Genomic DNA, 12,256 nt, shown 5'->3' with positions numbered 1-12,256 from the left:
TCTGACGTCGCGTCCTGAGAATTGCGCGCTGCGTGCGGTTCGTCAAGGCCCCCCACCCACTGGAAGATCGTCACGGGGTGCACGGCCGGGCAACGAAGATCACCATACTCGCACGGAAGGCAGGGGCGGCGCAGCCGCGGCCCGAACGCCCGAAGGCGACCACCCGCATGGGTGATCGCCTTCAGGTTTGCGAAGAGTCAGCAGACTCGTCGGGTCACTTGACCTCGACGGAGGCGCCGGCGCCCTTGAGGGCCTCGGCGGCCTTGTCCGCGGCGTCCTTGGCGACCTTCTCGAGGACCGGCTTCGGGGTGCCGTCCACGAGGTCCTTGGCCTCCTTCAGACCCAGCGAGGTCAGCTCGCGCACGACCTTGATGACCTGGATCTTCTTGTCGCCGGCACCGGTGAGGATGACGTCGAACTCGTCCTGCTCCTCAGCGGCCTCGGCGGCCGGGGCGCCCGGGGCACCGGCGGCGGCGACGGCGACCGGGGCGGCAGCCTCGACGTCGAACTTCTCCTCGAACTTCTTCACGAAGTCGGAGAGCTCGAGCAGGGTCATCTCCTCGAACTGGGCCAGCAGTTCGTCCTGGGTGAGCTTCGCCATGGTGGCGGTCCTTCCACTAATTCGGCTGGTGCCGGATGTACATTGCGGCGGGCGTGCTGAGCAGACGTGCCCGCTGGACTACGGAGTGGTTACTCCGCGGCCTCGGCGGGAGCCGGCTCACCGGCACCGCCCTGCTCGACCTTGCTGCGAAGAGCTTCCGCGGTGCGGACCATCTTCGTGAGCGGGGCCTGGAAGGTCGCCGCGGCCTTGGCCATGGACGCCTTCATGCCACCCGCCAGCTTGGCGAGCAGAACCTCGCGGGACTCGAGGTCCGCAAGCTTCTTGATCTCGTCGGCGGACAGCGCCCTGCCGTCGAGGACACCGCCCTTGATGACGAGAGAGGGGTTTTCCTTGGCGAAGTCACGAAGACCCTTAGCCGCCTCGACCGGGTCACCGGTCACGAAGGCGACAGCCGTCGAGCCCTTGAGGTGCTCGTCCAGCGTGATCCCGGCCTCATTGGCCGCAATCTTGGTCAGCGTGTTCTTCACCACACGGTACTGAGCGTTGTCACCGAGCGAACGGCGCAGCTGCTTGAGCTGAGCGACGGACAGTCCGGTGTACGCGGTCACAACAGCGGCGTTGGAGTTACGGAGCTTCTCCGTGATCTCCTCGACGGCTGCGACCTTGTCGGGCCTCGCCATGAGCCTCGGCCTCCTTCCGGGTGATGAGGACCGCGCAGAAGGGGCTGGGCAAAACAAACGCCCCGGCGCAAGCGCACGGGGCATGGCTCGACCGGGCGAAAAACAGACTTCGTCCGGGAGTTCTTCCTCGTCCACCTGCGCAGGCCGTCCGCAGCTAGCGGATCCTTCGGTTCCGTACGCCACAAGGGCGCACAGAGACAACCAGCGGTCTTTGGCTTCTTCGCTACGGTACGCGAACGGCCACCGCGCAGGCAAATCCGCCCCTGGACCCGGCGGCGCGCGGCGCGCCGGGCCCGGAAACGGCGGGTCGGGAGGGCGTCGGGTCAGCCCGTCAGGCCGCCGGCCGCGGCGCCGGCCCCGATCTTGCTGCCGTCGGTGACCTGCGAGGCCGGTGGCTCCTGGACGCTCACCTTGGTGCCGTAGTCGGAGTAGTAGGTCGTGCTCTCCACGAGACCCACATGGGTCCGGGTCTTCTCGGCCTTCTTGACCAGCAGGTCGCCCGGGCCTATCCAGAGGTCGAGGGTCTGGTTCTCCGTGCCGGTCTGCTTGAACGACTCCTCCAGCGCCTTCATGTCCTTGGCGCTGAAGTTCTCGGACACCTGCATACGGGCCAGCTCGGCCGCGTCGAAGGTGGCGGTGTAGTGGGTCGTCCGGACGCCGCGTACGTCCTCCGTACCGGCCTTCTTGGCCTTCCCCGACGCGAGGACCAGACCGACGGACCGCGACGGGTTGCTGTTCTGCATCTGATCCTTGAGCACCGCGTAGATCGGGCTCTTCTTGGCCATCGCGTTGTAGTCGTACTTCAGCCAGGACTTGCCGCCGCCGAGGTTGAGGAACGCGGCCTCCGGGGTGTAGACGGCCTTCATGGGCTTGCCGCCGCCCAGACCGCCCTTCCCGGACATCTCGACGTTCATCCGCATGCCCTCGGACCAGTCGATCTCGCTCTTCATGGTCTGTGTCGCCTGGCCCGACGTGGTCGTCGTCTCGGCCTTGGCCGACTTCTCCGAGCCGGTCTTCTCGGAGGCCGTCCGCAGCGCCGCGGCGGCGGCCTGGACGGGCGAGCCGTTGCCGCCCGCGTCGCCGCCCGCCTTGTTGCCGCCGTCCTTGCCGCCGCAGGCGGTCAGACCGGCCAGCATGACGACGCCGGCCGCGACCGCCGTGATCCGCGCAGTACGCACGTGTGTCTCCCCGTTGTAGATCAGCTTTACGACTGCGGGTGAGCGTAGTGCAGAGGGCTGACAGTGCCCGGTGCCGGGCCCCACCGGGTCCCGAACGCCCCGCACCGTCCCGTACGGGTCCGATGGCCGGAAAAAGCGCCGGGCCCCGCACCTCGGAGGAGGTGCGGGGCCCGGCGTACGCGTACGCGCGCGCCTGCCGTCAGACTCAGACGGCGAGCGCGTCCTCCTCGACGAGGAGGTTGCGGGTGCGGTTGCCGTCGACCGGGACGCCGGGGCCCATCGTGGTGGCGATGGTGGCCTTCTTGATGTAGCGGCCCTTGGCGGCGGACGGCTTGAGACGGTTGATCTCCTCCAGCGCCGCGGCGTAGTTCTCCACCAGCTTGGTGTCGTCGAAGGACACCTTGCCGATGATGAAGTGGAGGTTCGCGTGCTTGTCCACGCGGAACTCGATCTTGCCGCCCTTGATGTCGGTGACAGCCTTGGCGACATCCGGGGTGACGGTGCCGGTCTTCGGGTTCGGCATCAGACCACGGGGACCGAGCACGCGGCCGAGGCGGCCGACCTTGCCCATGAGGTCCGGCGTGGCGACGACGGCGTCGAAGTCCAGGCGGCCCTTGGAGACCTCGTCGATCAGTTCGTCGGAGCCGACGATGTCGGCGCCGGCGGCTTCCGCGGCCGCAGCACGGTCGCCGGTCGCGAAGACCAGGACCCGGGCGGTCTTACCGGTGCCGTGCGGAAGGTTCACGGTGCCACGGACCATCTGGTCGGCCTTGCGCGGGTCGACACCCAGACGCATGGCGACCTCGACGGTCGCGTCGAACTTGGCCGCGGAGGTCTCCTTGGCCAGACGGACGGCCTCGAGCGGGGCGTACAGACGCTCCCGGTCGATCTTCGCGTCCGCGTTGCGAAGAGTCTTGCTGCGCTTCACTGCTGCTCCTGAATGGTGGCGATGGAGTCGTGGTACGGGCCAGCGCCTGGCCCTGCCACGTGCCCCGTGATGCGGCGGGTGCCGCGGGGCGGATGCGGGGTGGCTGTCAGCCCTCGACCGTGATGCCCATGGAACGGGCGGTGCCAGCGATGATCTTCGACGCGGCGTCCAGGTCGTTGGCGTTCAGGTCGGGCATCTTGGTGGTGGCGATCTCGCGGACCTGGTCGGCCGTGATCTTGGCGACCTTGGTCTTGTGCGGCTCGCCGGAGCCCTTCTCCACGCCCGCGGCCTTCAGGATCATCTTCGAGGCCGGCGGCGTCTTGGTCACGAAGGTGAAGGAACGGTCCTCGTAGACCGTGATCTCCACCGGGATGACCCAGCCACGCTGCGACTCGGTCGCGGCGTTGTAGGCCTTGCAGAACTCCATGATGTTGACGCCGTGCTGACCCAGCGCGGGGCCGACCGGCGGAGCCGGGTTCGCGGCACCGGCCTGGATCTGGAGCTTGATGAGCCCCGTGACCTTCTTCTTCTTGGGAGGCATGCTCTCTCCGGGTCCTAGTGAGAGGTTTTTCGCCAGACCATCCGGTCATCCGGATGGAGGCATACCGCACAACGATAACGGGTACAGAGGTGCGGCCAAAAACCGAGCAGGTCAGACGGTCCCCGAGGGGCTCGTCTGACCTGTTCGGAAGCGTGGTTCCAGAAGGTGTCAGTTCTTCTGGATCTGGTCGAAGCTCAGCTCGACCGGGGTCTCGCGGCCGAAGATCTCGACCAGGCCCTTGACCTTCTTCGAGTCGGCGTTGATCTCGTTGATCGTGGCCTGCAGCGTGGCGAACGGGCCGTCGGTGACGGTGACCGAGTCGCCCACCTCGAAGTCCAGCACCTGGACCTCGACCTTGCGGGACGGCGCCGGCTTGCCCTCGGCCTCGGCGGCCTCCTTGGCGGCCTTCTCCTCGGCCTCCGGGGCGAGCATCTTGACGATCTCGTCCAGGGTCAGCGGGTACGGGTCGTAGGCGTTGCCCACGAAGCCGGTCACACCGGGCGTGTTGCGCACGACGCCCCAGGACTCGTTCGTCAGGTCCATGCGCACGAGCACGTAGCCCGGGAGCTTGTTCTGGCGGACGTTCTTGCGCTCGCCGTTCTTGATCTGGACGATCTCTTCCTCGGGGACCTCGGCCTGGTAGATGAAGTCCTCGACGTTGAGCGAGACGGCGCGCTGCTCCAGGTTGGCCTTCACGCGCTTCTCGTAGCCCGCGTAGGTGTGGATGACGTACCACTCGCCCGGAAGGGTGCGCAGCTCCTCGCGGAGCGCGGTGATCGGGTCGACCGGCTCGGCCTCGTCCTCGGCCTCGTCCTGCGCCGCGTCCTCGTCGGCAGCCTCATCGGCCTCGTCGGCGTCGGCGGCCTCTTCGGTGGGCTCGACGTTCACCGCGGCCTCTTCGGCGGGCTCGCCCGCCTCGGCGTCCTCGGTGTCGAGCTCGTCGGCCGCGTCGGCGCCCTCGACGATCTCGCGAGCGCCCTCTTCGTCGGCAAGCGCCGCAGCGTCGCCCTCGACCTCGGCCGAGGCAGCCGCGTCAACGTCGGCCGCTGCCGTCTCGACGGAGTCGGCGGCGTCGTTCAGGTTCGGGTCAGACACGGTGGCTGCTTCTTCCTGGCTTCAAGGGGTTGAACATGCAAAGGGGCGCCCGCAAAGGCGCCCTTCGCGGGATCAGCCGAAGACGTACTTGACGGCCTCGTTGAATCCCAAGTCAATCACGGTTACAAGACCGATGACGATGACGACGAAGACGATCACCACAGTGGTGTACGTCGAGAGCTGTCCCCGCGTGGGCCAGACGACCTTGCGGAGTTCGGCGATGATCTGCCGGTAGAAGAGTGCGAGGCGGGCGAACGGGCCCTTCTTGCCGCGCTTGCCGCCGCGGCGGGGCTTCTTCGCGTCCGAGCCCTCGTCTTCGGAACGACCGCGCTCAGGCATGTCGATGGAGCCCAGGGCGTCCGTCACTCGTCCTCACCTGAATCCGGGTCGTCTGCCGTGCCGCGCCCGGTAGAGCCGCACGGCGGTGCATTTCAGTACGTACGCGTGCACGCGACTCGGCGACGAGTGCGTGTAGCAGGGCCGGAGGGACTTGAACCCCCAACCGCTGGTTTTGGAGACCAGTGCTCTACCAATTGAGCTACGACCCTTTGTGGTTCCCCCAACCTACCGCATCCCGACCACTGCACCAGGTGCGTGGCCGTTCGCGCCCTGTCGGGAGCCAACGGTCTGCGAGTGTACGTGGTTCGCGGCCGGGCGTCGAACAGAAAGCCCCGAGGTGGTGCCCGCAAACCCGTGTGCCCGCCCCGACGGCGGTCTGGGAACATGCAGTACATGAGCGCTACTCCTCCCGCACAGTCCCCCACCGACCGTCGGGTGTCGGCCCGCGTCGGGGCGATCTCCGAGTCCGCGACCCTCGCCGTCGACGCCAAGGCGAAGGCCCTCAAGGCCGCCGGGCGCCCGGTGATCGGCTTCGGCGCCGGTGAGCCCGACTTCCCCACGCCGGACTACATCGTCGAGGCCGCCGTCGAGGCGTGCCGCGACCCGAAGTTCCACCGCTACACGCCGGCCGGCGGCCTGCCCGAGCTGAAGGCCGCCATCGCCGCGAAGACGCAGCGCGACTCCGGCTACGCGGTCGAGGCGGCGAACGTGCTGGTCACCAACGGTGGCAAGCAGGCGATCTACGAGGCGTTCGCGGCGATCCTGGACCCGGGCGACGAGGTCATCGTGCCGGCCCCGTACTGGACCACCTACCCGGAGTCGATCCGGCTGGCGGGCGGCGTGCCGGTGGACGTGGTGGCCGACGAGACCACCGGTTACCGGGTGTCCGTGGAGCAGCTGGAGGCGGCCCGTACGGACCGTACGAAGGTCCTGCTGTTCGTCTCGCCGTCCAACCCGACCGGCGCGGTCTACACCCGCGAGCAGGTCGAGGCGGTGGGCCGCTGGGCCGCCGAGCACGGCCTGTGGGTCCTGACGGACGAGATCTACGAGCACCTGGTCTACGGCGACGCGGAGTTCTCCTCGCTGCCGGTGGTGGTCCCGGAGCTGCGCGAGAAGTGCATCGTCGTCAACGGTGTGGCCAAGACGTACGCGATGACCGGCTGGCGGGTGGGCTGGGCCATCGGCCCGAAGGACGTGATCAAGGCCGCGGCGAACCTCCAGTCGCACGCCACCTCCAACGTCTCCAACGTCGCGCAGGCGGCGGCCATCGCCGCGGTCTCCGGTGACCTGGACGCCGTCGAGGAGATGAAGGTCGCCTTCGACCGGCGCCGCAAGACGATGGTGCGGATGCTCAACGAGATCGAGGGCGTGCTGTGCCCCGAGCCGGAGGGCGCGTTCTACGCGTACCCGTCGGTCAAGGGCCTGCTCGGCAAGGAGATCCGGGGCAAGCGCCCGCAGACCAGCGTCGAGCTGGCCGAGCTGATCCTGGAGGAGGCCGAGGTCGCGGTCGTCCCGGGGGAGGCGTTCGGCACGCCGGGCTACCTGCGCCTGTCGTACGCGCTGGGTGACGAGGACCTGGTCGAGGGCATCTCGCGGGTCCAGAAGCTGCTGGCCGAGGCCAAGTAGCGCACAGCGGCGGATGCGCGGGCCCCGGGGGAAACCCCCGGGGCCCGCATCTGCTTTCGGGCGGGCGCTCGTTCGGGAAAGGGCCTACCGGCGCGTCGGCCCCGTACGGCAAGATCCTGGGATGGAACGTGTACGCGATGTCCGAGGGCTGCCGAAGGCCCACCTGCACCTGCACTTCACGGGGTCGATGCGGCCCGCGACCCTGCTGGAACTCGCCGACAAGTACGGCGTGCACCTGCCGGATGCCCTGAAGGGCGGCGAGCCGCCGAAGCTGCGGGCCACGGACGAGCGCGGCTGGTTCCGCTTCCAGCGGCTGTACGACATCGCACGCTCCTGCCTGCGCTCCCCGGAGGACATCCAGCGGCTGGTCAGGGAGGCCGCCGAGGAGGACGTACGGGACGGCTCCGGCTGGCTGGAGATCCAGGTCGACCCGACCTCGTACGCGCCCCGGCTGGGCGGGCTGATCCCGGCGCTGGAGATCATCCTGGACGCGGTGCGGGCCGCCTCCCGGGACACCGGTCTCGGGATACGGGTCGTGGTGGCCGCGAACCGGATGAAGCACCCCCTGGACGCCCGTACGCTGGCCCGTCTCGCGGTCCGCTACGCCGACCACGGCGTGATCGGTTTTGGCCTCTCCAACGACGAGCGGCGGGGTTTCGCGCGCGATTTCGACCGGGCCTTCGCCATCGCGCGCGACGGCGGGCTGCTGGCGGCTCCGCACGGCGGGGAGCTGGCCGGGCCGGCGAGCGTCCGGGACTGCCTGGACGACCTGCACGCGTCCCGTGTCGGCCACGGGGTGCGGGCGGCGGAGGATCCGGCGCTGCTGGGGCGGCTGGCCGAGCGCGGGGTGACCTGCGAGGTCTGCCCGGCGTCGAACGTGGCCCTGGGTGTCTACGAGAAGCCGGAGGACGTACCGCTGCGGACGCTGTACGACGCCGGCGTCCCGATGGCGCTGGGCGCCGACGACCCGCTGCTGTTCGGCTCCCGGCTGGCGGAGCAGTACGAGATCGCGCGTGCGGCGCACGGCTTCTCGGACGCGGAGCTGGCCGAGCTGGCCCGCCAGTCGGTACGGGGCTCGCGGGCGCCGGAGGGCGTGCGGCGTGAGCTGCTGGCGGGGGTGGAGGCGTGGCTGGCGGAGGGCTGAGCCGGCCGGCGGAGGGCTGAGCCCTCCGGGCCCCGACGCGTCCTAAAGGGTGACGCCGACCGTCACCGGCTCGTTGACCAGCGTGACGCCGAAGGCCGCGCGGACGCCCTCGCGGACCTCGCGGGCCAGCGCGAGCAGGTCCTCGGTGGTGGCCTCGCCGCGGTTGGTGAGGGCGAGGGTGTGCTTGGTGGAGATGCGGGCCGGGCCGTCGCCGTAGCCCTTGGGGAAGCCCGCGCGGTCGATGAGCCAGGCGGCCGAGGTCTTCACGCGCCCCTCCCCCGCCGGGAAGGCGGGCGGGGTGGCGTCCGCGCCGAGGCGCTCGTGGACGCGGGCGAGGAAGTCCGCGTACCCGTCCTCGGTGAGGACCGGGTTGGTGAAGAAGGAGCCCGCCGACCAGGTGTCGTGGTCCTCCGGGTCCAGCACCATGCCCTTGCCGGCCCGCAGCTTGAGCACGGTCTCGCGGGCGTCGGCGGCGGGCACCCGGTCGCCCGCCTCGACCCCGAGGGTGCGGGCGGTCTCCGCGTACTTGATCGGCGCGGACAGGCCGCCGGCATCCTCCAGGGCGAAGCGCACGCGCAGCACGACGAACCGGCCGGGGTGCTCCTTGAAGCGGCTGTGGCGGTACGAGAACGCGCACTCGGCGTTCGAGAGGGTCACGGTCTCGCCCGCTGTGCGGTCGTACGCGACCACTTCGGTGATGGTGGAGGACACTTCCTGTCCGTACGCGCCCACGTTCTGGATCGGCGTGGCACCCGCCGAGCCGGGGATGCCGGCCAGGCACTCGATGCCCGCGAGCCCGGCCTCGACCGTGCGGGCCACCGCGTCGGACCAGTTCTCGCCCGCGGCCAGCGTCAGGTCGGTGCCGTCCAGGGTGAAGCCGCGGGTGGCGATGCGCAGCGCGGTGCCCTCGAAGCCCTTGTCGCCGATGACCAGGTTGCTGCCGCCGCCGATGACCAGCAGCGGCGTGCCCGCCGCTTCGGCCTCGCGGACGGCCGCGACCACCTCGTCGTCCGTGGTGGCGGTGAGCAGCCGGGTGGCCGGTCCGCCGAGGCGGAAGGTGGTCAGCGGGGCGAGGGGAGCGTCGGTGAGTTCCTGCACGGGCTCAAGAGTACGGGGGCGGTCCGCCGCTCCGGCCGGGCCGCCCCCGTGCAGTGACGATCACTCGCCTCAGGCGAGGCGCACCACCGCGCGCGACATCCCCAGCACCTTCTGCCCGGCGCTCATCGCGGTCAGGTCGACCCGGACCGTACGGGCCTGGTCGTCCAGCTTGGCCGCGACCTTGGCGCTGACCTCGATGAGCGCGCCCTCGTCGTCGTTGGGCACCACGACCGGCTTGGTGAAGCGCACGCCGTACTCGACGACGGCACCCGGGTCGCCGGTCCAGTCGGTGACCACGCGGACCGCCTCGGCCATGGTGAACATGCCGTGCGCGATCACGTCGGGCAGGCCGACCTCCTTGGCGAACTTCTCGTTCCAGTGGATCGGGTTGAAGTCGCCGGAGGCGCCCGCGTAGCGCACGAGCGTGGCACGGGTCACAGGAAAGGTCCGGGCCGGGAGTTCGGTGCCGGCCTCGACGTCGTCGTAAGAGATCTTCGCCGTCATCGCGTCAGCCCTCCTGCCCGGCGGCGCGCGCCACCAGCTTGGTGAAAGCGGTCACCACGTGCTCGCCCGCTTCGTCGTGCACCTCACCGCGGATATCGAGAATGTCGTTTCCGGCGAGGGATTTGATCGCCTCGATGGTCGAGGTGACGGTCAGCCGGTCACCGGCACGCACCGGGCGGGTGTAGACGAATTTCTGGTCGCCGTGCACCACCCGGCTGTAATCGAGCCCCAGCTGCGGGTCTTCGACCACCTGTCCGGCGGCCCGGAAAGTGATGGAGAACACAAAGGTCGGCGGGGCGATCACATCGGGGTGACCGAGCGCCCTGGCGGCTTCGGCGTCGGTGTACGCCGGTGCGGGGTCCCCGATCGCCTCGGCGAATTCGCGGATCTTCTCCCGGCCGACCTCGTAAGGAGCGGTGGCCGGGTAGCTCCGCCCGACAAAGGACTGGTCGAGCGCCATGGGCTCGCAACCTCCCTGAAGTGGTCCCTGCAAAGAACCTGACCTTGCCATACCGGCACGTCGGCCCGGCGGGCCGGCACCACGCCGCGCGCCGCCGTCGTCGCACCACAACGCCGCGAGGCCGCCCCCAAGGTCTGGGGACGGCCTCGCGGACGAGCCTGGTGTTACCGCGTTTCGCGGTGCGCGGTGTGCGAGTTGCAGCGCGGGCAGTGCTTCTTCATCTCAAGACGGTCCGGGTCGTTGCGCCGGTTCTTCTTGGTGATGTAGTTCCGCTCCTTGCACTCCACGCAGGCCAGCGTGATCTTCGGGCGGACGTCGGTGGCAGCCACGTGAGTGCTCCTTGACGGACGGATGGACGGATGAACGCATAGAAGAGTAGCCGATCGGAGGACCGACCCCACAATCGGCTACTGTCAGTAGCGGTGACCGGACTTGAACCGGTGACACAGCGATTATGAGCCGCTTGCTCTACCGACTGAGCTACACCGCTGTGATGCGAGTGGACCCCGCCCGAAGGCGGGATACCTCACACATCAGAGCCCCAATACGGAATCGAACCGTAGACCTTCTCCTTACCATGGAGACGCTCTGCCGACTGAGCTATTGGGGCGAGCGATGAAGACATTACACGGCCTGCCGCCAAAGGTGAAATCCGTATCCGGAGCCCCGCCCCGGCCGCCCCTCGCACCACACCGGTACGACTATTTCGCGCCTCCGTGAAGGTCCCCGGAGCGCCCCCTAGGCTCGGACCACGCTGCGTGATCTTGCACGCCCGGTCCTTCGAGGAGCGCGATGTCCGACAGCAGTCAGCCGCAGCCGGGGCCCGAGAAGGCCACGGGCAGCGACGGCACGGGCGCCGCGGCAGGCACCCTGGTCCTCTGTGACGCACGGCTCGCCGACGGCCGCGTGGTGGACGTACGGCTCAGCGGCGGGCGCATCGAGGCGGTCGGCACGGCGGGCAGCCTCGCCCCGCAGGGCTCCCGCATCGACCTCGGCGGCTACCTGCTGCTCCCGGCCCCCGCCGAGCCGCACGCGCACTGCGACACCGCACTGACCGCCGACGCCGCCGGCCCCGTCGCCGAGACGCTCGAAGACGTCCAGCGCCGCACCACCGAGGCGGCCCTCCTGCAACTCGGCCACGGCGCGACGGCCCTGCGCACCCACGTACGGATCGGCGACGTCCAGGGGCTGCGGTCGCTGGAAGGCGTCCTCCAGGCGAGCCGGTCACTGCGCGGACTCGCCGAGGTGACCGCGGTCGCGGTGCCGCGGATGCTCACCGGAGTGGCCGGCGCGGACGGACTGGCCATGCTGCGGGACGCCCTCAAGATGGGCGCCACGGTCGTCGGCGGCTGCCCGGACCTCGACCCCGACCCCGCCGGATACGCCGAGACCGTCCTGGAGCTGGCGAACGAGCACGGCTGCGCCGTGGACCTGCACACCGACGGCGACGACCCCGCGCGTCTCGCCCGGTTCGCCGCGATGGCGGGCGGCCTGCGCCCCGGCGTGACCCTCGGGCCGTGCGCGGGCCTGTCGGCGCCGCCGCCGGAGGTCGCGGCCCGCACGGCCGAACAGCTCGCGGCGGCCGGCGTGACGGTCGTGTGCCTGCCACAGGGCGGCTGTGCGGCCCTGGAACGGCAGGGCGGCGGGCCGCCGGGGCACGGCGGGGCCGCGGGCGGCCGGGGGCCCCGTTCCGCGCCCGTACGGCTGCTGCGCGCGGCCGGCGTACGGGTGGCGGCCGGCAGCGGCGCCCTGCGCGACGCGGCGAACCCGGTGGGCCGCGGTGACCCCCTGGAGGCGGCGTACCTGCTGGCCTCCTTGGGCGAGGCCGGCCCCGAGGCCGCCTACGGGGCCGTCAGCACGGCCGCCCGCGCCACGCTGGGCCTCCCGGAGGTCCGCGTCGAAGCGGGCTTCCCCGCCGAACTGCTGGCCGTACGGGGTGAGAGCCTCGCCGGGGTGCTGTCGCTCGCGTACAGCCGGATCGTCGTGCACCGGGGACGCGTGGTGGCCCGGACGAGCGCGGTGCGCGAGTACTGCGACTCGGCGGCGGTGGTGGCGCTGGAGCTGCCGCGGCAGTCGCAGCGGTGAGCGGGCGGCTCCGAGG

The 12,256-nt window shown here is 70.3% G+C and carries 14 protein-coding genes and 3 tRNA genes; 3 read left to right on the top strand and 14 right to left on the bottom strand.

Annotated features, from left to right (window positions below):
- Nucleotides 1-214 precede the first annotated feature (214 nt).
- The 8 genes from rplL to AB0A97_RS15025 form a co-directional block, all read right to left on the bottom strand.
- A complete protein-coding gene (gene rplL / locus AB0A97_RS15060) occupies nt 215-601 on the bottom strand; it encodes a 50S ribosomal protein L7/L12 (RefSeq protein WP_030017005.1) in 387 nt (128 codons plus the stop codon).
- A gap of 89 nt (nt 602-690) precedes the next feature.
- The gene (rplJ, locus tag AB0A97_RS15055; protein WP_030017006.1) at nt 691-1,242 is read right to left on the bottom strand and encodes a 50S ribosomal protein L10; all 552 of its coding nucleotides are present in this window, start codon (nt 1,240-1,242) and stop codon (nt 691-693) included.
- 323 nt (nt 1,243-1,565) lie between these two features.
- Entirely contained in the window at nt 1,566-2,420 is an 855-nt protein-coding gene (locus tag AB0A97_RS15050) for a hypothetical protein (protein WP_361149162.1), read from the bottom strand.
- 205 nt (nt 2,421-2,625) lie between these two features.
- Nucleotides 2,626-3,348 (bottom strand): 50S ribosomal protein L1, encoded by a 723-nt coding sequence (rplA, locus tag AB0A97_RS15045; protein WP_361149160.1) that lies wholly within the window; start codon nt 3,346-3,348, stop codon nt 2,626-2,628.
- A 106-nt stretch (nt 3,349-3,454) separates the two neighbouring features.
- The gene (gene rplK, locus AB0A97_RS15040; protein ID WP_030017009.1) at nt 3,455-3,889 is read right to left on the bottom strand and encodes a 50S ribosomal protein L11; all 435 of its coding nucleotides are present in this window, start codon (nt 3,887-3,889) and stop codon (nt 3,455-3,457) included.
- Between the two features lie 168 nt (nt 3,890-4,057).
- Nucleotides 4,058-4,984, bottom strand: a complete 927-nt coding sequence (gene nusG, locus AB0A97_RS15035; protein ID WP_361149157.1) for a transcription termination/antitermination protein NusG — start codon at nt 4,982-4,984, stop codon at nt 4,058-4,060.
- A 72-nt stretch (nt 4,985-5,056) separates the two neighbouring features.
- Complete coding sequence (secE, locus tag AB0A97_RS15030) at nt 5,057-5,350, bottom strand: preprotein translocase subunit SecE (protein ID WP_030017011.1); 294 nt, start codon at nt 5,348-5,350, stop codon at nt 5,057-5,059.
- Between the two features lie 109 nt (nt 5,351-5,459).
- Nucleotides 5,460-5,532 (bottom strand) — tRNA-Trp (locus AB0A97_RS15025).
- A gap of 184 nt (nt 5,533-5,716) precedes the next feature.
- Here AB0A97_RS15025 and AB0A97_RS15020 point away from each other — a divergent pair.
- Complete coding sequence (locus AB0A97_RS15020; protein ID WP_361149153.1) at nt 5,717-6,949, top strand: pyridoxal phosphate-dependent aminotransferase; 1,233 nt, start codon at nt 5,717-5,719, stop codon at nt 6,947-6,949.
- Nucleotides 6,950-7,070: 121 nt separating this feature from the next.
- Nucleotides 7,071-8,093 (top strand): adenosine deaminase, encoded by a 1,023-nt coding sequence (locus AB0A97_RS15015; protein ID WP_361149150.1) that lies wholly within the window; start codon nt 7,071-7,073, stop codon nt 8,091-8,093.
- Between the two features lie 42 nt (nt 8,094-8,135).
- On the opposite strand, the gene AB0A97_RS15010 is transcribed toward AB0A97_RS15015, so the two are convergent.
- From AB0A97_RS15010 to AB0A97_RS14985, 6 genes are all read right to left on the bottom strand, one after another.
- Nucleotides 8,136-9,191 (bottom strand): UDP-N-acetylmuramate dehydrogenase, encoded by a 1,056-nt coding sequence (locus AB0A97_RS15010; RefSeq protein ID WP_361149147.1) that lies wholly within the window; start codon nt 9,189-9,191, stop codon nt 8,136-8,138.
- Nucleotides 9,192-9,260: 69 nt separating this feature from the next.
- Nucleotides 9,261-9,695, bottom strand: a complete 435-nt coding sequence (locus tag AB0A97_RS15005; protein WP_361149144.1) for a MaoC family dehydratase — start codon at nt 9,693-9,695, stop codon at nt 9,261-9,263.
- A 4-nt stretch (nt 9,696-9,699) separates the two neighbouring features.
- Nucleotides 9,700-10,155 carry a MaoC family dehydratase N-terminal domain-containing protein gene (locus AB0A97_RS15000; protein WP_361149141.1) on the bottom strand — a complete coding sequence of 152 codons (456 nt, stop codon included), beginning with the start codon at nt 10,153-10,155 and terminating at the stop codon, nt 9,700-9,702.
- 164 nt (nt 10,156-10,319) lie between these two features.
- On the bottom strand, nt 10,320-10,484 hold the full coding sequence (rpmG, locus tag AB0A97_RS14995; RefSeq protein WP_006604855.1) for a 50S ribosomal protein L33: 165 nt from the start codon (nt 10,482-10,484) through the stop codon (nt 10,320-10,322).
- Nucleotides 10,485-10,572: 88 nt separating this feature from the next.
- Nucleotides 10,573-10,645 (bottom strand) — tRNA-Met (locus AB0A97_RS14990).
- Nucleotides 10,646-10,692: 47 nt separating this feature from the next.
- Nucleotides 10,693-10,765 (bottom strand) — tRNA-Thr (locus AB0A97_RS14985).
- A 182-nt stretch (nt 10,766-10,947) separates the two neighbouring features.
- Between AB0A97_RS14985 and AB0A97_RS14980 the strand changes: the two genes are divergently transcribed.
- On the top strand, nt 10,948-12,240 hold the full coding sequence (locus AB0A97_RS14980) for an amidohydrolase family protein (RefSeq protein ID WP_361149138.1): 1,293 nt from the start codon (nt 10,948-10,950) through the stop codon (nt 12,238-12,240).
- Nucleotides 12,241-12,256 lie beyond the last annotated feature (16 nt).

It is taken from the genome of Streptomyces sp. NPDC045470 (assembly GCF_040646595.1).
GTDB lineage: Bacteria > Actinomycetota > Actinomycetes > Streptomycetales > Streptomycetaceae > Streptomyces.
The sequence above is the reverse complement of the archived record's forward strand: the minus strand, read 5'-3'. Positions and strand labels throughout refer to the sequence as shown.